General features: G+C 69.5%; 16 protein-coding genes. 8 read left to right on the forward strand and 8 right to left on the reverse strand.

Annotated elements, in window-relative coordinates; translation table 11 throughout:
* The first annotated feature begins 7 nt into the window (after window positions 1-7).
* From ACFWHU_RS10350 to ACFWHU_RS10380, 7 genes are all read left to right on the forward strand, one after another.
* Window positions 8-376, forward strand: a complete 369-nt coding sequence (locus ACFWHU_RS10350; protein WP_385791070.1) for a hypothetical protein — start codon at window positions 8-10, stop codon at window positions 374-376.
* Window positions 377-488: 112 nt separating this feature from the next.
* On the forward strand, window positions 489-971 hold the full coding sequence (locus tag ACFWHU_RS10355) for a cupin domain-containing protein (RefSeq protein ID WP_381954524.1): 483 nt from the start codon (window positions 489-491) through the stop codon (window positions 969-971).
* Between the two features lie 163 nt (window positions 972-1,134).
* Window positions 1,135-1,887: a GntR family transcriptional regulator gene (locus tag ACFWHU_RS10360; protein WP_385791067.1), complete on the forward strand. Its 753-nt coding sequence runs from the start codon at window positions 1,135-1,137 to the stop codon at window positions 1,885-1,887.
* A 267-nt stretch (window positions 1,888-2,154) separates the two neighbouring features.
* Window positions 2,155-2,334 (forward strand): SPOR domain-containing protein, encoded by a 180-nt coding sequence (locus tag ACFWHU_RS10365; protein ID WP_385791065.1) that lies wholly within the window; start codon window positions 2,155-2,157, stop codon window positions 2,332-2,334.
* A 66-nt stretch (window positions 2,335-2,400) separates the two neighbouring features.
* Complete coding sequence (locus ACFWHU_RS10370; RefSeq protein WP_385047852.1) at window positions 2,401-2,820, forward strand: NUDIX domain-containing protein; 420 nt, start codon at window positions 2,401-2,403, stop codon at window positions 2,818-2,820.
* An 89-nt stretch (window positions 2,821-2,909) separates the two neighbouring features.
* Window positions 2,910-3,335 carry an ATP-binding protein gene (locus ACFWHU_RS10375; RefSeq protein ID WP_387224601.1) on the forward strand — a complete coding sequence of 142 codons (426 nt, stop codon included), beginning with the start codon at window positions 2,910-2,912 and terminating at the stop codon, window positions 3,333-3,335.
* 146 nt (window positions 3,336-3,481) lie between these two features.
* On the forward strand, window positions 3,482-6,040 hold the full coding sequence (locus ACFWHU_RS10380; protein WP_385791061.1) for a SpoIIE family protein phosphatase: 2,559 nt from the start codon (window positions 3,482-3,484) through the stop codon (window positions 6,038-6,040).
* Between the two features lie 277 nt (window positions 6,041-6,317).
* Here ACFWHU_RS10380 and ACFWHU_RS10385 read toward each other — a convergent pair whose 3' ends face one another.
* From ACFWHU_RS10385 to ACFWHU_RS10410, 6 genes are all read right to left on the reverse strand, one after another.
* A complete protein-coding gene (locus ACFWHU_RS10385; RefSeq protein WP_387224825.1) occupies window positions 6,318-8,345 on the reverse strand; it encodes a TPM domain-containing protein in 2,028 nt (675 codons plus the stop codon).
* A gap of 225 nt (window positions 8,346-8,570) precedes the next feature.
* Window positions 8,571-10,064 carry a glucoamylase family protein gene (locus ACFWHU_RS10390; protein ID WP_387224602.1) on the reverse strand — a complete coding sequence of 498 codons (1,494 nt, stop codon included), beginning with the start codon at window positions 10,062-10,064 and terminating at the stop codon, window positions 8,571-8,573.
* Between the two features lie 174 nt (window positions 10,065-10,238).
* The gene (locus ACFWHU_RS10395; protein WP_385791057.1) at window positions 10,239-12,086 is read right to left on the reverse strand and encodes a glycoside hydrolase; all 1,848 of its coding nucleotides are present in this window, start codon (window positions 12,084-12,086) and stop codon (window positions 10,239-10,241) included.
* A gap of 90 nt (window positions 12,087-12,176) precedes the next feature.
* The gene (locus tag ACFWHU_RS10400) at window positions 12,177-13,115 is read right to left on the reverse strand and encodes a carbohydrate ABC transporter permease (RefSeq protein WP_387224603.1); all 939 of its coding nucleotides are present in this window, start codon (window positions 13,113-13,115) and stop codon (window positions 12,177-12,179) included.
* Complete coding sequence (locus tag ACFWHU_RS10405) at window positions 13,112-14,092, reverse strand: carbohydrate ABC transporter permease (RefSeq protein ID WP_387224604.1); 981 nt, start codon at window positions 14,090-14,092, stop codon at window positions 13,112-13,114. Before ACFWHU_RS10405 ends, ACFWHU_RS10400 begins: the two co-directional genes overlap by 4 nt.
* Window positions 14,093-14,097: 5 nt before the next feature.
* On the reverse strand, window positions 14,098-15,339 hold the full coding sequence (locus ACFWHU_RS10410; RefSeq protein WP_387224605.1) for a sugar ABC transporter substrate-binding protein: 1,242 nt from the start codon (window positions 15,337-15,339) through the stop codon (window positions 14,098-14,100).
* A gap of 233 nt (window positions 15,340-15,572) precedes the next feature.
* Here ACFWHU_RS10410 and ACFWHU_RS10415 point away from each other — a divergent pair, with 233 nt between their 5' ends.
* A complete protein-coding gene (locus ACFWHU_RS10415) occupies window positions 15,573-16,580 on the forward strand; it encodes an acetylxylan esterase (RefSeq protein ID WP_387224606.1) in 1,008 nt (335 codons plus the stop codon).
* A 276-nt stretch (window positions 16,581-16,856) separates the two neighbouring features.
* On the opposite strand, the gene ACFWHU_RS10420 is transcribed toward ACFWHU_RS10415, so the two are convergent.
* Entirely contained in the window at window positions 16,857-17,927 is a 1,071-nt protein-coding gene (locus ACFWHU_RS10420) for a LacI family DNA-binding transcriptional regulator (RefSeq protein WP_387224607.1), read from the reverse strand.
* A gap of 132 nt (window positions 17,928-18,059) precedes the next feature.
* Window positions 18,060-19,712: an MFS transporter gene (locus tag ACFWHU_RS10425; protein ID WP_387224608.1), complete on the reverse strand. Its 1,653-nt coding sequence runs from the start codon at window positions 19,710-19,712 to the stop codon at window positions 18,060-18,062.
* Window positions 19,713-19,715 lie beyond the last annotated feature (3 nt).

Genomic DNA, 19,715 nt, shown 5'->3' on the forward strand with positions numbered 1-19,715 from the left:
GGTCGATGTGATCACACGATCGGGGACAGCCGGTACAGGGACGACGCGGCAGACGAACGGCTGGGCCGGGTGCCTGGCCGTCGTCGCCGGGTTTGTCACGGGGGTCGTCGCGTGGGGTGTCGGCGCGGCGCCCGGTCTGCGTGGCGCATTCGAGGGCGAGCGGGACTTGAGCCTGCTCTACCTCGACGGGCCGGTGATGATCTTCGGCGCGCCTGCCCTCGCACTGGGGGTCTGGGCCCTGGTGGGTGGTGTGTTGCGGGCCCGGGACTGGATGGCGGCCGTGGCCGTGCTGCTCGTGTTGGCGGCCGTCGCCTGGGGGTGCGGGGAGTGGCTGGAGATGCGCACGGATCGGTTCACTCGTGGTGACTCCTGGTGAACGACCGTGACTTCGGCGAGGTTCCCGGGAGGGGGGAACTCGCGGTGGGCATGATGGCTGTCGGCGCGACCGGCCGGCGTCGCGTCATGGCGTCGTGTTGAAGGAGTGGCACATGTCGTACCCGGAACCCCGTCATCTCGGTGACAAGGGCGAGGTCAACGCGGTCTTCCGGCCCGCGAACACCCCCGCCGACGTGCGGTCCCCGTCGGGCACCGAGACGCACTTCGTGGCCTCCAGCGTGTCCACGGGTGGTGAGTTCGGGCTCTACCGGATGGACATGGTGCCCAGGGGAGGCGGCCCGAGCACCCATTTCCACAAGACGATCTCGGAGTCGTTCTACATCCTGGACGGGACGGTCCGGCTGTACGACGGTGAGCGCTGGATCGATGCGGAGAAGGGCGACTTCCTCTACGTGCCGCCGGGCGGGCTCCACGGCTTCCGCAACGACTCGGACGCGCCCGCCTCCACGCTCATCCTCTTCGCTCCCGGGGCACCCCGCGAGGAGTACTTCGAGAAGGTGTCCACGGTCGGCCGGATGACGGACGAGGAGCGCACCGCGTTCTTCATCAAGCACGACACGTACTGGGTGGACTGACGACCCCCGCGCGCGGATCCCCCTCCTCGCGGAGCCGTATCCGTGGCAAAGCCCCTGCGTAGAGCGCCGATTTTCACTCCGGGTGAAGTCATGGCCCATGCTTGCGGTCAACAACCAACGGTTGCCAGGGTGTTGCTGTCTGTCAACCTGTTGGGAGTGGCCCGTGGCATTCGGTGAGCAGCCGGCCTATCTGCGCGTCGCGAGTGATCTTCGGCGAAAGATTGTTGACGGTGCTCTGCCGCCGCACACCCGACTGCCGTCCCAGGCGCGTATCCGGGAGGAGTACGGCGTCTCGGACACGGTTGCCCTGGAAGCCCGCAAGGTGTTGATGGCGGAAGGGCTCGTCGAGGGCCGATCCGGGTCGGGGACCTATGTTCGCGAGCGGCCCGTGCCACGCCGTATCGCCCGCTCCGGCTACCGGCCGACTTCCGGGGCCAACCCTTTCCGGCAGGAGCAGGCCGATGACGGAGTGCGCGGTACGTGGGAGTCGAGCAGCGACCGGGACGCGGTGGCGCCGGAGATCGCCACACGCCTCGGCATACAACCGGGCGACCCGGCCATGCGCACGCGCTACGTCTTCAGGGACGCGGGGGAGCCGATGATGCTCTCCACCTCCTGGGAGCCCCTGGAAGTCACGGGGCGTACCCCGGTGATGCTCCCCGAAGAGGGGCCGCTCGGGGGCAGCGGTGTGGTGGAGCGGATGGCGGCCATCGGCATCGTGGTGGACAACGTGGTCGAGGAGGTCGGCGCACGCCCGGGGCTGGCGGAGGAGCTCCTGTCGCTCGGCGGTGTGCCCGGCCATGTGGTGATGGTGCTGGAGCGGACCTACTACGCGTCGGGCCGCGCGGTCGAAACGGCCGACATGGTTGTGCCGGCGGACCGATATCGCATCGCCTATCACCTTCCGGTCAGATGACGGTCCGATGAGCACCGCCTGATCGAAGCAACGCCCTCACCGGTCCACGACCGCGACGTTGCGCCTCAACAGGGCGGCGGACAAGGGGGGATGGCGAACGCGTCCACAGGTGCGCCCTCGCGGGTCCGAATCTTCTTGGCCAGATGTGTACCTCTTTGTATAAACACGCATCCGCTGAGTGAAGGTCAGGCGTAGGGTCGGGCATATGCGGATTGGGGTTTCCAGGACATCGTCCGAGTGGTACGGGCCGACGGCGGGAGGGGCGCGATGACCGACGGCGGCGCTGTACTTCCCTGGCTGGTGATACGTCAGGACGACAACGGAAACCGGTATCGCGTGGGCAGGTACGCCACGAAGGACGAGGCGCAGAAGATCGCCGACGGCCTCGGCGGCAGCGGACACAAGCAGCTCTACTGGGTCGAGCGTCTGGGGCAGGCCGGCCGCTGACCTCGTCGACTCCGGACCGTGGCCCCTCGTCGAGCGCGCGCCGTCCCCCACGTTACGCTCCGGCTCATGAGTGAGGGCGGAGCTGCAACGGTCTTGATCGACACAGTCGCGTGGGTCCGAGTGGAGCAGGGCAGGATCCTCTGCGCGCGTTCCCGTGGGAAGGATGTGTTCTACATCCCCGGCGGCAAGCGCGAAGGCGCGGAGACCGATCTGGAGACCTTGCTCCGTGAGGTCGAGGAGGAGCTGGCCGTCGCCGTCCTTCCGGCCACGACGGCCCATCTGGGTACGTACGAGGCCCAGGCCCACGGCCAGCCCGACGGTGTCGTCGTCCGGATGAGCTGTTACTCCGGCGACTACCGGGGGACGCCGGCTGCCAGCAACGAGATCGAGGAGATCCGCTGGCTCACCTACGGCGACCGAGGTCTGGTGGCCCCCGTCGACCAGCTTCTCTTCGACGACCTCAGGGACTCGGGTGAGCTGACATGAGCCTCCGTCAAGGTAGTTCCCCTCGGATTCCGGGTATGTGCTGACCAACCCCCCTATAAAGGGCGCGGGCCTGGTGTCAGTCTGGGGAAGTGGTCGGCTTGACCGAGGCGGAGAGCATCTACGCCGAGTGGACCTTCCCTGCCGAGCCGGATGCCGTACGTACCGCACGCCACGCGGTACGCGACACCCTCGACGTCTGGCGTCTCGACCACCACGTTCGCGACTCGGCCGTTCTGCTGGTCAGTGAGCTGTTTACCAACTCCTTGCAGTACACGTCAGGCCCGATCGGTGTCAGGCTGGCTGTTGTTTCCGTATGCCCCGCGGGCCTCCCCGGTGCCGCGCTGCTGGTGGAGGTGTCCGATCCGCTCCCCGATCCGCCGACCGCACGGTCTCCCGGCCCTGACGACGAAGGGGGACGCGGTATCCAGCTCGTCGCTTGCTCCGCGCGCCGTTGGGGTACACGCCGGGGGAAGACGGGTAAGACGGTGTGGTTCGAGCTGCCGCTCCCTGGTTAGGAGTGTGGAGGGACAACGATCACGTGGTTCTCGGCTCAAAAAGAACGAGACAGTGCTGTGATCGTGAACGCCGTACCTGTCTGGGCCGTAGTGCTGAATACTGCGGGGATGGCCGGTCCGGTGCGTGAGCTGGAGGGGACGGTCGCGTGAGCGAGATATCTGGAACGGCGGGCGACGTCGTGTGGCAGAGCAGTCCACCCGGCTCGATCTATGACTACATAAGGGTCGCTTCCTTCTCGATCGGCCCCGACGGGCTGGTCGACCAGTGGAGTCTGCGAGCCGCCGAGCTGTTCGGGATCGCCCAGGACGAGGTCAGGGGCAAGGACCCGGTCGAGGTGTTCGTGCCTTCCGACCTGCGTTCGCGAGGGCACAACAAGATCGCCGAGATCCTCGACGGCAAGGAATGGACCGGGCTGGTCCCGTTCCAGGTGCCTGGCGAACTCGGGCTTCACGGCCTCGCCGAGGTCTATGTGATGCCCAGTGAGACGGAGAACGGTGAACGGGCCGCGCTCTGCATCGTCGTGGACGTCCGCGCGCTTCGTCAGATCGAGACGGAACTCGCCTCTTCGCAGGCCATTTTCGGCCAATCTCCCTTCGGCTTCGTGCTGTTCGGCACGGACCTCACCGTCCAGCGAGCCAATCAGCGTTTCGCCGCGGTCTTCGGCGGAGCGGCGGACGACCACCGCGGGCGCACCGTCCACGACTATCTCTCCCGCCCCGAGGCCGAACGCCTGAGCGCCTCCCTCAAGAGGGTCCTGGAGACCGGCGACCCCGCCACCGACATCCAGATAGTCGGCGTCGCCCCGGGCAGCAAGGAACGCAGGCACTGGTCCGTCAACCTCTACCGCGTGCTCAGCGGAGCCGGCCGCACCATCGGGGTGGCGGGACTCGGCAGCGACGTCACACGTCGTCAGATCGCCGCACGTGAAGCCGCCAGCGCCCGTCGCAACCTCGCGATCCTCAACGAGGCGAGCGCCCGGATAGGCAACTCCCTCGACCTGGAGACCACCGCCAAGGAACTCCTCGACGTCGCCGTCCCCGGCTTCTGCGACCTCGCGTCCGTCGACCTCTACCAGGGGCTGCTGACCGGCGACGAGGCTCCGCCCGGACGCGGCGGCTCCACGGGCTCCGAGTCCGGCGGCGGCAGTGCCACCCTGCGGCGCGTCGCCTTCGCCAGCGCCGTCGCCGACGCGCCTCTGCTCGGAGCCGATCTGACGGGTGAAGGCGCGGTCGAGCCACCCTCGGTCGGCTCCGTCCACCGATATCCCTTCAACTCGCCCTGCGCGAACGCTCTGCGTACCGCCCGGGTGCAGACGGTGCCCGGCGGGGCCGGCAGCCTCATCCAGTCCACCTTCGCCGTGCCGATGGTCGCGCACGACACCGTCGTCGGACTCGCCCAGTTCTCCCGGACCAAGGGCAGTGAGCCCTTCGGGGAACGGGACCGCGCCCTCGCGGTGGAACTCGCGGCGCGCGCCGCCGTCTGTATCGACAACGCCCGCCTCTACCGGAGGGAGCACGAACGCGCGCTGATACTGCAGCGCAGTCTGCTCCCGCCCGGCGATCCCGAGGCGGCCGGGCTGGACATCGCCTGCCGCTACCTGCCGGGCAACACCGCCACCGAGGTCGGCGGCGACTGGTTCGATGTCATCGAACTGCCTGGCCACCGGACCGCGCTGGTTGTCGGCGACGTCATGGGACGCGGACTGCGCGCCGCCGTCGCCATGGGCGAGTTGCGCACCGCCGTCCGCACCCTGGCTCTGCTCGACCTGGAGCCCGCCGAGGTCCTTTCCGCACTGGACGAGATCGCCCGCGGCCTCGGCACACCGAGCGGCGCCCAGCAGGCCTCGCGTGTCGCCCACAAGTCGCGGGACGCCGACCTCTCCGAGGTGTACCTCGCGACCTGCGTCTACGCCGTCTACGACCCGGTCACCCGCCGCTGCACCTTCGCCAACGCCGGACACCCCCCTCCCGTCCTCGTCGAACCCGGCGAGGAGGCGCTGCTCCTCGACGTACCGCCCGGGATGCCCCTCGGCGTCGGCGGCGAGCCGTTCGAGCAGGTCGAGGTCGAGCTTCCCGAAGACGCACTGCTCGCTCTCTACACCGACGGTCTCGTCGAATCCCGCGACCATCCGATCGATGAAGGCCTGACCGCCTTCCGCCGGGCGCTCACCAACCCCGTACGGCCTCTGGAAGACGTCTGCGACCACGTACTCAACACGCTGGACACCCGGCACGGTGAGGACGACATCGCGCTGCTGATGGCCCGAATACAGGGCCTGCCCGCCGATGCCGTCGGCGACTGGCAACTGCCGCGCGAGCCGCGCTCCGTCGGCCGCGCCCGCGAGGTCGCCCGCGCCCAGCTCCTCTCCTGGGGCCTCGAACCGCTGGTGGACACCGTCGAACTGCTCGTCAGCGAACTGGTCACCAACGCGATGCGCTACGGCGAGGGTGAGATCAGGCTGAGGCTGCTGCGCGACCGCACGCTCGTCTGCGAGGTGTGGGACGCCGGCCTCGTACAGCCGCGCAGGCGACGGGCGCGTGACACCGACGAAGGGGGTCGCGGACTCCAACTGGTCGGGCTGCTCAGCGCGGCTTGGGGGTCGCGCCGGACCCCGCGTGGCAAAACGGTCTGGTTCGAACTCGCCCTGCCTGATGGGGACTCGACGGCGGAGCCCACCGTCGAACAACTCCTCAGCATGTTCTGACCCCGGGCCCTCTCCTCCGGCCGACCTATGAGAACGGGTCGGCCGGGCCGGATCCATCATGCCCGGCCGAGGCAGAGGGGCCAGAAGCAGAGACAGAGGCGTCAGGCGCTCTTCAGCGCGGCCAGGCTTGACTCGATCTCCATCAAGTCCCCGACGCTCTCCTACTGGTTGAACTGGGCGTCCCGCGACGAATCCGTCGGCTCCTGCTTGCCCATGGCCCCGGCCTCCTCCCGCCGCACCGTGTCCTCGAACCTGCCCAACTCGGAGGGGAATCGCGTCAGAAACGGACGCCGCCGCCCATCCGGCCGCGAGTCCCACCGCCGCCGAAACTGCCAGGAACAGCACCGCCGCCGCCCCCATGACCTCCACCAAAGCCCCCACCCCCGCCAAGTCCGCCTCCGCCGCCGAACAGGCCACCGAGGATGATCCCGCCGAGCACGGCACCGCCGAGCCCGCTTCCTGCCCCTGATACACCGCCGGGGCCGGACCGGTTCCCGAACGACCGGACATCGTGCTCGGCGAGGCTCTGCGCCCGCCTGGCCAGAGTGTCCGCGTGCTGGGCCTCGGCCAGTGCGCCGGGCGCATCGCCCAGCTCCGTCAGCGCTCCGGTCTGTTCGATCCGCCGCTGGGCCTCCGTCAGCCGGGTGCGGGCCTCGCTGCCGACCGCGCCGCGATGTGTCGTGATGTAGTCGGTGGCGGCGCCGATGGCCGAGCGGGCGCCGAGCATCGCCCGGTCGAGCAGCGCCCACGTCCGGCTTCCCCCCTCCTCGCGGGCGCGCGCGCCCGCGAGAGCCTCGTCCAGCACCGCGTCCACCTCCTCCACCCGGCGCAGGGCCTCGATCGGGTCGTACCGCCCGGCGCCCTGCGCCTGCCGCACGTCGGCGACCACCGCCTCGGCACGTGCGATCCGCCCTTGCAGATCGGCCGTGGACGTGCCTTCCGCCGTGCCTTCGAGCAGGACGAGAGCGTTCGCCAGGTCCGTCTCCGTCTCGATGAGCGAGCCGGGGAGTCGGCCGGCGGCCTCCGCGAGTTCGAGTGCGCGCCGCTCCACCGCGTCGACCAGGGCCGTCGCTTGCCCGATGGCGCTCTCGGCCGCCCGGACATGCACGGCCGCGCGGCCGTTGTCGCCCGACTCGATCGAGCGGCGCGCGTCGTCCAGATTTCCCGTCGCGAACACCACCCGGTCGTCGGCCTGTTCGACGGCGCTCCCGACCGGGGCCGAGGCTGAGTCCGCGTACCGCTCGCGCATCGCGGCGAGTGTGGCGGCGGCCGTCACGGTCCTGCCTGACAGCTCGCGGAACGCGGCCTCGGCGGCGGTCAGTGCCTCCGGGGCGTTGCGTTCCATGGCGCGCAGCCGGTCGAAGTCCACCGACTCGGCGTCCAGCCGGCTGTTGGCATCCGTACATCGGGCGATGATTTCGTCCAGCACGCGACGCCGTGTGACGTCGTCCTCCGGCAATGCGTCGTCGAGCTGCTGCCGCAGCCGGAAGGCGGCCGTCAGCTCGCCCTTCGCGTACGCCACGGCGTCCTGGAACGGCCGTACGGCGTCCTCGTCGAACTGGGCCGTTACGAAGCCGAGTTCCTCCTGGCTGGTGCGGACGGCGTCGTCCGTGTCCACGAGGGCCTGCGCCGTATGCCGGTCGAGCTCAGGCAGCGAGGTCCGCGGGGTGCGCCCCGGCTCTCCCCGGCCTTCCTGTCCGCCCCGAGGTGTCGTACGGGTCGAGGCACGGCGTTTGCGTTTGATGTAGGCGTACGCGGCGAGGGCTCCCGCACAGCCCACCAGGACGACGGGCAGGACGAGCGCGCTGCCCGATCGGTTGGAGGAGACGTCGGCGCCGGGGTCCACCGTGCCGGGAGTGACGGCGGGCGTGGGGACGGGTGCGCCGGCCGCGACCGCCCGGTAGCCGTTCGCGGCTCCGATCGCGGCGCCCGCCCAGTCGTTCTTCCGGAGAGGCGGTTCGACCGCCGTCCTCGCCACCTCTGCGAGCCGGTCCTCCGTAAGAGGACCGTCGGCGGCGGAGTAGGCGTACTGCCGGTCGTCAGTGGCCACGGCGAGCAGGATGTCGTCCCGCCCGAGACCGTTCCGTTCGGCGGTCGCGTCCGCCCAGCTCTGCGCGTTCCGGCCCGAGAAGTCACGCACGTAGACGACGAAGAGCTGTATTCGGCTGTCGCCGTACAGCCGGTCGAGGGACGCGGTGACCGCTCTCTCACGGTCGTCGAGGGCACCGACCTTGTCGGTGATCCGTCCTTGGCGCGAGAGGGCGACGGGATCTTCGGCGCGGGCGTCGTACGCCCCGCCGGGCATCAGCAGCCCCCCGGCCGTCACCAGCAGGACCAGGAGGCTCCGGCCGGTCGTACGAGTCCGGTTGCGGCTTGCTGTCCGTCTCACATTTGGGAGGCTATGTCCGGCTTCGATTGTCCGCGACCGGACGGAGCGCGGCCCGTGGAGGCGGGTGAACTGCCTGGTCGGCGCCGGTCCGACCGGCGCCACGGACGGGGCGGCGCCGGTCGGACCGGGGATTTCGGGGGATCAGATGCTGAAGCGTTCCTTGGCGAGCATCGGGCGGATGCGCGAAGCGAAACCGCCGCTGCGGAAGGGGCGCTGCAGCAGACCGGGCCGCAGCTCCTGGGCCAGAGCGGCGGCGATCATGCCCTGATCCAGGGCGAGAGCCGAGCTGCTGACGTGTCCGGTCCCCACATTGACCGAGTCCCGGAAACCGTAGCCGTCGTCGTACGCGCCGAAGTCGCCGGCGATCGCCTTGAGGTTGGCGAGCGCCTCCGACCGTGCGTAGGGCAGGGCGAGGAACGAGGCATGCGGGGTCACGACCCCGTTGGTGTACGCGGAGGCCGACGGCAGCGGTTCACCGTGCGTGACATACGTACGGTCGGTGTTGGAGGCGTATCCGTCGATGTTCATGCCGATCGCGTCCACGCCGTACTCCTGGTAACCGCCTTCGGGCACCTCGGAGGGGGAGAACCCCCAGTAGCCGTACTCCGCCTCCTCCAGGCCGTGCTCGATCTGGGAGCGGACGAACCGGCGGTGCGTGGTGCCCCAGGAGCGGGGGGACCACTCCGGCTCGGGCACGAACAGCGGAACCATCAGGGCCTCGAACATTGAGCCGCCCCAGGTCGGGACGAGCTTGCGGCCCCGGTAGGTGTAGTGCCCCTGCCAGAGACGGACGCCGTCGATCGTGTCGTACGCCCCGCCGGGCGGCTGCTCCTGACCGTGCTCGGGGAGCATCGTGCGGAGCATGTGCCAGTAGTGGTCCGAGGGAAGGCTGCCGTCGGCGATTCCGAGGTAACTGGCCATCCGGGGCTCGGTGTTGAGCGCTCCGTAGTGGTGTGCCGTCGGCTCGCCGGTGTCGGTCCAGAAGCCGCCACGGAGCTGGCCGGGGTTGGCCACCGGGTCCGCGGCGTCGTACGGCGTGTAGAAGTACGACCAGTCGGCGGTGGCGAGGATCTTGCCGATCCGGCGGCGCAGTCGGCTGTCGGCGTCGGCGGCGATGAGCAGCCCCGTCACGAGCCACGCGTTGTCGACCGAGGAGAGGAAGGGACGGACCGGGTCGCCGGTACCGGGCCAGTTGGTGAGCACCGAGCCGTCGTGGGCGTTGTACCAGTTGAGCCAGAAGCCGTGGTGGCGTTCGAGCTTCTCGACGGCGGTGACAGTGAGGTCGAGGCGGCGGCGCAGGGTGTCCTGGTCGATGACGCCCAGTCCGGCGGCGGCGACGGTGGACCACAGCCCGCAGCCGATGTTGGTCGGCGAGGTGTTCAGTGAGGGGACGGGCCCGCCCGGCGCATCGAGGTCGATCTTGTCGGCGGCGAGACCGATGTCGGTCGTCATTGCCTCGATCGAGTGATACGTATCGCGGAACCAACGGTGCAGCAGCGGTGTATCAGAGGCATGAACAACACGAGAACGCGACGCGGCCGAGGCCGGCGCGGATACGGCGGGTGTGGTGGCGGCTCCGAGAGTCAGGGCGGTGGCCCCGGTTCCCGCGGCGGCGAGAAACGTACGACGGTCCATGAGAGTCCAGCTCCCCTTGGCAGGTGTGGAGTTGTGGCCAGGGCCGGTGCCTGGGCCAGGTCTTTGGCCGCCGCCATGGCCGGAAGTGTTTCCGGAGGTCCGGCCATGGCGGCGGTGCTGGCACGGGGGCCGGCGGCGGTCAGGTGCCGCCGACCCCCGGGACTGTGGGGTGGATCAGGTCCGGGCGAGGCGCAGGAAGCGGATGCCCGGGTTGGGCAGCGGGACGGTCAGCGTCGCCGTGCCCGTGTCGTCGGCGACCAGGGGCGCGAGGGGTTCCACGGACAGTTCGTCGGCGGACCGGAGCTTCGCCCACTGGAGATCGTCGGGCCAGTCGCCGCCGCCGAGGTCGTTCCAGACGGCCTGGATGTTGGAGTGCCGTTCGTCGACCCGGCGGGAGAGCGCGGTGTAGGTGGTGCCCGGCTCAAGTCCGTCGACCCGCACGGTCGCCGTACGGTCCAGCAGCGCGGAGCCGTCGATCTTCGACTGGTCGAGCGTGCCGTTCCAGAGCAGTACGTCGACGGTGGATCCGTTTTCGGCGCGAGTGGCAAGGGACTCCACGAGCGCCTCGGCGCCGTCGCCGGTGACCGCGGCGGGAATGCGTCCGCCGGTCAGCTGGGAGAGGAGGTACAGCGCCCAGAAGCGGGGCTTGCGCAGATTGCCGACCGTGAGCAGACCGAATCCGCCGTGGAAGAGACGGGGCGGCCAGCCCAACTCCTCGAACTGGTCCGAGGCGACCCAATAGGCCAGTGCGTCGGTCGACGACAGGGCGCTCTTCATGCCGCGCAGGACGAACGGGGCGGCGAACACGGAGTCGCTGACCCGGTGGAAGTGGGTGGGCGTGACGCCCCACTCGGTCCACAGGATCTCCGGCTCGGGCTTGCCCGTCGCCTCCGCGAACGCGCGGGTCATCGGACGGAAGTCCAGTGGAGCGTTGCCGTAGGTGTGGGTGGAGATGAAGTCGACGGGTACGTCGCGTTCCTGGCAGTACTCGAGAAGCGCGCCGACCCAGCCGGCGGCGGCGGACGAAGGGCCGCCGACCTTGATCCGCTCGTCGACGCCCTTCACAGCGCGGACGGCGACTTCGTAGAGCCGGTGGTAGTCGTCCTGGGTGCCGTTCCAGAAGACCTCGAGATTCGCCTCGTTCCAGACCTCGAACTCCCAGCCCGCGACGGTGTCCCTGCCGTACCGGTCCTGGAGGTGGACGGTCACCTCGCGGCAGAGGTCGCCCCAGTGCTCCCACACCGCAGGCTTGGAGACCAGGGCCTGATAGTCGAAGACCGTGTAGTGCGGATCGGCGGCGAGTTCCTTCGGCATGAAGGAGAGTTCGACGACGGGCTGGAGGCCGGTGGCCAGGAAGCGGTCGTAGACCTCGTCCAGGCCGGAGAAGTCGAACGAGCCGTCGGGCTTGACGGTCAGTGTCTCCGGGAGAAACGTGCCGTGCGCCCGGACGGAGCGGACGCCGATCTCGTCGCGGACGATGCCGAGGGCCTGCGCGTACTCCTTCGCGACGTCGGAGCCGCCCGCACCCGGCTTGTCCCAGGTCAGCAGGGAGAAGTGCTCGGCGCCGATCATCCTGTTCCAGACCCCGGGGAGGGGAGTGGTGGGTGCTGCGGCGTCCACCGTGACGGTGACCGGGGCAGGGCTGGAGCCGGCCGCTCTGGCGCAACCGGCGGCGGCTTCGGAGAGGGCGCCGGCTCCACTGTCGGACCAGGTCGCGACCTTGTAGAAGTAGCCGCGGCCCGGCTCGGCGAGGGTGTCGGCGTACGGGGGATGGGGGACGGCGAGCACATCGCCGCCGAGGTGGTCGAGCGGTTCGTAGGGGCCCTCGACGGAATCGGCGCGGTGCACGAGATATCCGAGCGCGCCCGCCACCGGGTGCCACGTCAGCAGCACGTGGCCGGTGCCGTCCTCGGCGGACAGGCCGCCGGGGGCGGGGAGTTCCCCGATGCCGGTGAGCCGCTGATCACTGGGCTTCCCGATGCGGGTCTCCCAGTCGGCGCGAGCGGTGGACTTCTCGGTCATGGCGGTACAAACCTTTTCGTCGATAAGTGCGCGGCGGTAGAGCGGCGGCGTCGGAGCCGCGGTACGCGTCGGGAAGGGCGGGGGCGGTGGCTACTTCATGCCGGTGGTGGCGAGCCCTTGGGTGAAGTGGCGTTGCAGGACGATGAAGACCAGCAGCACCGGCAGGATGATCAAGAGGGAGCCGACCATCAGCATGCCGTTGGAGCCGGCCGACTGGTTGGGGTCGGTGGCGAAGGTGGCGAGGGCCACCGGGAGGGTGTATTTCTCCGGATCGTTCGTCGCGATCAGCGGCCAGACGAAGTTGTTCCACGAGCCCAGGAAGATAAGGATCGAGAGTGTCGCCAACGCCGGTTTGACCAGCGGCATCGCGATCCGCCAGAAGATGTACCACTCGCGGGCACCGTCGATCCGGGCCGCTTCCAGCAGTTCGTCGGGGATCGACTGCATGAACTGCCGCATCAGGAAGACCCCGAAGGCCTGGGCGGCGAACGGCAGCACGAGCCCCGCGTAGGAGTCGATCAGCTGGAGCTTGCTCATCAGGACGAAGAGCGGAAGCAGCATCAGGTTGCCGGGGACCATCAGGGCGCCGAGGACCAGCGCGAAGACCTTGTTCCGGCCGCCGAACCGCAGTTTGGCCAGTGCGTAGCCCAGCATCGAGCAGAACACCAGATTGCAGGCGGTCACCAGGACGGCCACGGTGAGGGAGTTGAAGAAGTAGAGCGGTATGTCGAGACGGTCGAGCAGTTCCCCGAAGTGCTCCAAGGTCCACTCGGTCGGGATCCACACCGGTGGGTTGGCCGTCAGATCACGGTCCGTCTTGAAAGCGGACAGACCCATCCACAGGAAAGGCGCCACCATGACCAGCAGGCCGATCGAGAGCAGCACATAGACGCCGGGCTTTCGCAGCCGCCCCGCACGTGACGCCGGGACACCGCCGCCTGTCCTGGGGCCGGACCGGTCCGGGCCTTTGGGGTCCTGCGGACCCGTGGGTGCGGAGGGCGGGGGCGTGGTCGTACGCGCGGCGCTCATTTCGTGTTGTCCTTCAGCAGACGGAGCTGGAGCACCGTGATCGCCATGATCACGACGAAGAGCACATACGCCATGGCGCTCGCGTAGCCCATGTGGAAGAAGTTGAAGCCCTCGCGGTACATGGACAGCGACACCGTGAGCGTGCTGTCCGAGGGCCCGCCCTGCGTCATCACGAACGGCTCCTCGAAGACGTTGAGATAGCCGATGGTGGTGATGACCGTGGTGTAGAGCATCGTCGGCCGCAGCAGCGGAACGGTGATGCGGCGGAACTCCTGCCAGGTGCTCGCGCCGTCCAGCCGCGCCGCCTCCCGTACGTCGGGCGGTATGGCCTGGAGGCCGGCGATGAAGAGCACCATGACCGTGCCGAGGTTGCGCCACACGGCCATCACGATCAGCGAGGGCATGGCGAGTGCCTCGGAGCCGAGGAAGTCCGGTGAAGTCAGGCCGACTTCGGAGGCGAGGCCCGCGATCAGTCCGTCGGACGGGTCCAGGACGAAGCGCCAGACGACGGCGATCGCGACAATGCTGGTCACGACCGGGGCGTAGAAACCGACCCGGAAGAAGGTGCGCGCCCTGTCGATGCCGTTGTTGAGCAGGACGGCGACGAACAGCCCCAGGCCGACGGTCAGCGGTACGCCGACGACCACGAAGTACCCCGTGTTGAAAAGCGCCTTGAGGAACTTCTCGTCGTCGAGCAGTTTCGTGTAGTTCTCAAGGCCGATGAACTCCGCCGAGAAAGGATCGGTGACATTGCGCAGGCCGAAGTCCGTGAAGCTCATGACGAGCGTCGCGACGATCGGCAGAGCCATGAAGACGGCGAAGAGCACCAGGAAGGGGGTGGAGAACAACCAGCCGGCCATGTGCTGCACGGCGACGGGCTGCCGCTTGCCGCGGTTCCGTCCGCCGGGCGGGGGGTGTGCCCCCGGCCCGGTCTTCACCGGGGCCGCTTCGGCGGCCGGTTCGGTCGTGGTGCTCATGACGACTACTCCACAAGCCCTTCGATTTCGGACTGGGCCTTCTTCGCGGCGTCCTCGGCGGAGGCCTTGCCCTGGGTCACCTGCGAGATGGCGTCATCGGCCTTCGAGGAGATCTCGGTCCACTGCGGCAGGACCGGCCAGGACTGGGCGGTCTCCATCTGCTCACGGAAGATCTTGAAGTTGGCGTCGTTGGCGAGTTCGCCGGAGTCCCAGGCGCTGGTGTTGGCCGGCAGGTCGCCCGAGCGCTTGAACCAGTCCTTCTGGCCCTCGGTGTCGGTGAGGTAGCTGAGGAACTCCGTGGCGGCTTCCTTGTGCTCGCTGTCCTTGGAGATGACGAGGCTGGAGCCACCGGCCATGGAGGAGGAACTCTGGTCGGCGGGGACCTTCGCGATGGCCCACTTGCCCTTGAGGTCCGGGTAGTTGTCGTTGATGCCCGTCATGGTCCAGGGACCGGAGTAGAACATCGGGACGTCGCCGGTGTTGAAGTCCGTCAGGACTTCGTAGCCGGGCTGGAAGCTCTTCTTGGCGAGGCCCTTGTCGAAGTACGTGCCGTACTCCTTGAGGGCGCGGACGGTCTCCGGGCTGTCCATGGCGGCCTTGCCGTCGGAGACGATCGAGCCGCCGGCCGAGTACAGGAAGGGGTACCAGCTGTGCACGGCGTCCAGGCCGGCGGGCTGGAGCGAGATGCCCCACTTCGTGCCGGCCTTGTCCTGGAAGTCGGAGGCCGCCTGCTGGAGTTCGGGCCAGGTGGCGGGGGCCTTGGTGATGCCGGCCTTCTTCGCCAGGTCGGTGCGGTAGTAGAGGACGCGGGTCTCGACGTACCAGGGGACGCCGTAGGTCTCGCCGTCCGCGACGCCCTGCTCCCAGGCGGCGGGGAAGAAGTCGTCCTTCTTGAAGGTCTTGGTGTCGACCGGCTCGAGGACGCCGAGTTCGACGAACTCGCCCATGAAACTGCTGCCCATCTGCGTTATGTCGGGCAGAGTACCCGCGGCAGCGGCGGAGACCAGCTTCTGGTGGGCGACGTCCCAGCCGATGGGGGTGACCTTGACGGTGATGTTCGGGTTCGCGTCCTCGTACACCTTGGCCACGTCGGCGAGCTTCTCGCCCTCGACGCCCATGGCCCACACGGTGAGGGTCTGCTTCTTGTCGGCGGCGACGCCTTCGCCCCCTGAGCTGCCGCATGCGGTGATTCCTGCGGCCATCGTGAGGGCGATGGCGGCAGAGGCGGTTCTGGCGGTGCGATGCATGGACGGCTCCTCCTTGAGCTCACCGATGTATGCGCTGCCTGTAAGCGCATACATCACTCTGCTGTAGGGCTTCCGAGAACCGCAAGAGGGGCTTTGGTCACACTCGTGCAACATGTGGGACATCCGGAATCTCTTCTTCCGCAGGCTAGGTGGGCCGTTTGCGTAGCGGAAGTAGCTGTGTCGATTCCGGTTGTGCTCCGATCGGTGGAGGGCCGGGGGTTAGTGTCGCGCTCATGTCTGAGTTCGAGCACGACTACCCCTTCGACCCGGCCTACGGCCGGAACCTGGACGAGTTGCTCGACATCCCCGCGCCTGCCCCTCCGGACGGATTCGACGCGTACTGGCGGGACCGTTTCGCGGCGGCGGCAGGGGTGGCGACCGCGCCGGCCATGGGGCCGCAGGAGGACGAGCGGGACGGCTGCCGGATCTTCGGGGTGTCCTACACATCGGTGGGCGGGCTGCGCCTCGGCGGCTGGCTGGCGCTGCCGGTCGAGGGGGCCGCGAAGCACGGCTTCGTGATCGGGCACGGTTATGGCGGGCGCGACGGGCCGGGGGCGGATGTGCCGCTGCCGTTGCCCCGTAGCGCGGCCATTCTGCCGTGCGTGCGGGGGATGGGCTCTCGCAGTCGGCGCCCCGGGATCCCCGGTGAGGCCGATGAGCATGTGCTGCACGGCATCGAGTCGCGCGAGACGTATGTGATCGGCGACTGCGTGGCCGATCTGTGGTGCGCGGCGTCGGCGCTGCTGGAGCTGGTGCCCGAGCTGAGGACGACGGGGCTGAGGGCGACGGGGCCGGGGGAGAGTGCGCGGCTGGGGTATGTGGGCGAGAGCTTCGGGGGCGGGCTAGGGGCGTTGGCGCTGCCGTGGGACGCCCGGTTCGCCTGTGGGCAGTTGACGGTGCCGACGTTCGGGAATCATCCGCTGCGGGTGACGCTGCCGTGCGTGGGGAGCGGGGAAGCGGTGCGCGCGTACCGCGAGGAGCACCCGGAGGTCATGGACGTCCTCGCGTACTTCGACGCGGCGACGGCGGCGAGCCGGATCGGGGTGCCGATGATGGTCGCGCCCGCGCTGTTCGACCCGTCGGTGCCGCCGCCGGGGCAGTTCGCCGTGTACAACGCCTTGCCGGAAGCGCGGGAGCTGCACGTGCTGCGGGCGGGGCACTTCGAGTACGAGGGTGAGGGGGAGGGGGCTGCGGCGCTGGCGAAGGCTCGCCGTGAGTTCTTTGGGGCGAGGCTTGGTTGAGGCGGAGGGCTGGGGTGGTGCCGGGTTCGCCCGGCGGCCGGTCTTGTCCTCAATCGCCGGACGGGCTTGAAATGCGGCCCTGCCTGCTGGGCCTTGAGCCCTGGGACGGTCCGTGCGGCGGCTGGTTTGTCCTCAATCGCCGGACGGGCTTGAAGTGCGGGTGCGGTCTGCTGTTGCGGCTGGGGCTTGGGACGCTGTCGGGCCCGCCCGGTGGGTGGTGTCCTCAATCGCCGGACGGGCTTCATGTGGGCCTGCGGCCTAGGTGAGGCGCGGGGCTCAGGGGCAGCCGCAGCTTGCGCGGTGGGCCAGGGAGACCGGGAGCATCAGGGAGACCGGGTCGCGGGTCGGGTCCGCCAGGCGCTGGATCAGGAGTTCCACCGCCTCCTCGCCCAGGCGGCGCATCGGCTGGCGGACCGTCGTCAGAGAGGGCCGCACGATCCGGCTCATCGGGATGCCGTCGAAGCCGGTCACCGCGATGTCCTCGGGCACCCGCACCCCGCGCCGTTCCAGCGCGTGCAGCGCGCCGATCGCCATCTGGTCGTTGGCGAAGAGGATCGCCTGTGGCCGCTCGTGCCCGGCGGCGCGGTCCAGGAGCGCGTCGGTCGTCCGTTCGCCCTCGGCCTGCGTCATCATCTCGGCGCGCAGGTCCGGCTCGTCGGCGACCGGGAGGCCCGCCTCCAGGCAGGCCTCCCGGTAGCCGCGGAACCGAGCCTCCGCGTCCGGCGATTCGCGCAGACCGCCCACGAAGGCCAGTCGGCGCAGCCCGTGGTCGCGGATGAGATGACGGGCCAGTTCCCGTTCCCCGTCGGAGTTCGCCACCTCGATGTGGTCGAGGTGGTCGATCTCGCGCGGCCCGGCCAGCATCACCACCGGCAGCCGCCGCGAGATGACCTCGAGGTCCTCGGTGGGCACGGTCCTCGCCAGTACGGCGAACCCGTCCACCCGCCCCGCGACCTTGGCGACCAGGCTCTCCGGCCCACCCGCCAGCGAGGCGGCGATCAGCAGGGCGTACCCGTGCCGCCGCGCCGCCCGTTCCATGCCGCGGATGATCTGGTCGGAGTAGAGCATCACGGCGGAGTCGTCGGCCTCGGCGTCCGCCTCGGCCTCCGCGTCGGTCTCGGCGTCCGGGTCCGCGTAGTCCGGGAAGCAGAGTCCGAGGACGCCGGTGGTCCGGCTGGCCAGCCCGCGGGCGTTTCCGCTCGGTACGTATCCGAGGGCGCGGGCGGCCTCCAGCACGCGGTCCCGGGTCTGGGCGCGTACGGAGTCCGGATTGCGGTAGACGCGCGAAACCGTGGCAATGGAGACGCCGGACCGCTCGGCGACGTCGTACACCGTGGGGGCACTCACCCGATCCGACCGTCCGCTCTCGCCGCTGTGACTTCTGACTGGTCATGCACCGCGCTCGAAGCCACCCCGCTCGGAGTCACCCCACTCCACTTGGCCACATTCTCCCCGTCCACGACCGCTGTGTAAGCGCATTCACTCTAGGACGCCGGTCTGTGCACGAGCAAGGTCGCCCCCCTCGGGACCGTCCCCGGCCTTGCTCGTGGCGCGCCCGGCCGTGCCCCGTAGCACCACGAACGAGAAGATCGCGGCCGTCACCATGACGACGGCGGCGCCGACCGACGCCAGTCCCATCCCGTGCGAGAACGCGTCCCGCGCCACCGCCAGCACGCTGTCGCCGGCCTCGGACGGGAGCCGGGCCGCCGCCGCGGCCGCGCCGCCCAGTGTCTCCCGTACGGCGTCCGCCTCGCCGCCCGGCAGCGCGGCGACGACATCGGCGGGCAGGGCGTCGGCCATCTCCCGGCTATAGACCGCGGCCCCGACCGAGCCGAGGACGGCCATCCCCAGCGCCCCGCCCAGCTCCTGGCCCGATTCGAGTACGGCGGCGGCCGACCCCGCGCGCTCCGGCGGGGCGGCGCCGATGGCGAGTTCGTTGGCGAGGGTCATGGCGGCGACCAGACCGCCCACATAGAGGGCGCCCGCCGAGAGGCAGAACGAGAGGGCCGAGTCCGTACGGATCTGGGTCAGCCAGGAGAATCCGGCCGCCGCGAAGAGGAAGCCGCCGCCCATGACGTACGCGCGGTCGACGCGCTGCGCGAGGAACGCCGCCGTCGGCGCCGCCACGATCACGCCCGACGCCGGTACGAGGCTCCACAGAGCGGCCTCGAAGGGACTCAGACCCTGCACGGACTGGAGGTACTGGGTGAGGAAGACCGCCATGCCCACCGTCGCGAACATCGCGAGCACGTTCGCGAACACCGGCCCCCCGAAAGCCCGTCGTCCCAGCAGTTCGAGGTCGATCATCGGGTGGGTGAGACGCTTCTGGCGGCGTACGAAGACATACCCGAGCGCCAGCCCCACCACGACGGCGAGGGCGGGGACCGGCGCGAATCCGTGCCGTGCCCACTCCTTGATGCCGTAGATGACCGTGAGCAGGGCGGTGAGCGAGAGCGCCGCGCTCACCAGGTCGAACGGGTCACGCGCTCCCTCACGTGCCCCTTCACGCGCCCCCTCGCTTCCCTCCTCGGCGTCGGACTGCGTCCGGGACTCCGGTACCAGGAACGGCACCAGCATCAGAAGCAGCACCATCGCCGGCAGGTTGATCAGGAAGACCGAACCCCACCAGAAGTGTTCGAGCAGCAGCCCGCTGACCACCGGCCCCAGCGAGATGCCGGTGGTCATGACGCCCGTCCAGATCGTCACGGCCCGGCCGCGCTGCTTCGCGTCGTGGAAGAGATTGCGGATCAGGGCGAGTGTCGACGGCATGAGGGCTGCGCCGCCGAGCCCGAGCAGCGCGCGTACGCCGATGAGCGCGTCGGCCGAGTGCGCGTACGCGGCGGCGACCGAGGCCGCGCCGAAGACGGCCGCGCCCGCGAGCACCAGTTTGCGCCGGCCGATCCGGTCGCCGAGCGCGCCCATCGTGATCAGCAGCCCGGCGAGTACGAAGCCGTACATGTCCAGGATCCACAACTGCTGCGTGGCACTGGGCTCCAGGTCCTGGCTGACGTACGGGATCGCGAAGTACAGGATCGAGATGTCCATCGAGACGAGAAGCAGCGGCAGCATCAGGACGCCGAGGGCGATCCATTCCTTGCGGCCCGCGAGGCCGGGTGCGTGTGAGTTATCCATGTG

It is taken from the genome of Streptomyces sp. NPDC060366, assembly GCF_042725135.1.
In the GTDB taxonomy this organism is placed as follows: domain Bacteria; phylum Actinomycetota; class Actinomycetes; order Streptomycetales; family Streptomycetaceae; genus Streptomyces.

Coding starts and splice junctions, on each gene's coding strand:
- ACFWHU_RS10400 (WP_387224603.1), bottom strand. CDS start 13,115: ATGAGCGCCGCGCGTACGACCACGCCCCCGCCCTCCGCACCCACGGGT.
- ACFWHU_RS10365 (WP_385791065.1), top strand. CDS start 2,155: ATGACCGACGGCGGCGCTGTACTTCCCTGGCTGGTGATACGTCAGGAC.
- ACFWHU_RS10415 (WP_387224606.1), top strand. CDS start 15,573: ATGTCTGAGTTCGAGCACGACTACCCCTTCGACCCGGCCTACGGCCGG.
- ACFWHU_RS10370 (WP_385047852.1), top strand. CDS start 2,401: ATGAGTGAGGGCGGAGCTGCAACGGTCTTGATCGACACAGTCGCGTGG.
- ACFWHU_RS10390 (WP_387224602.1), bottom strand. CDS start 10,064: ATGGACCGTCGTACGTTTCTCGCCGCCGCGGGAACCGGGGCCACCGCC.
- ACFWHU_RS10405 (WP_387224604.1), bottom strand. CDS start 14,092: ATGAGCACCACGACCGAACCGGCCGCCGAAGCGGCCCCGGTGAAGACC.
- ACFWHU_RS10355 (WP_381954524.1), top strand. CDS start 489: ATGTCGTACCCGGAACCCCGTCATCTCGGTGACAAGGGCGAGGTCAAC.
- ACFWHU_RS10395 (WP_385791057.1), bottom strand. CDS start 12,086: ATGACCGAGAAGTCCACCGCTCGCGCCGACTGGGAGACCCGCATCGGG.
- ACFWHU_RS10425 (WP_387224608.1), bottom strand. CDS start 19,712: ATGGATAACTCACACGCACCCGGCCTCGCGGGCCGCAAGGAATGGATC.
- ACFWHU_RS10385 (WP_387224825.1), bottom strand. CDS start 8,345: ATGCCCGGCGGGGCGTACGACGCCCGCGCCGAAGATCCCGTCGCCCTC.
- ACFWHU_RS10410 (WP_387224605.1), bottom strand. CDS start 15,339: ATGCATCGCACCGCCAGAACCGCCTCTGCCGCCATCGCCCTCACGATG.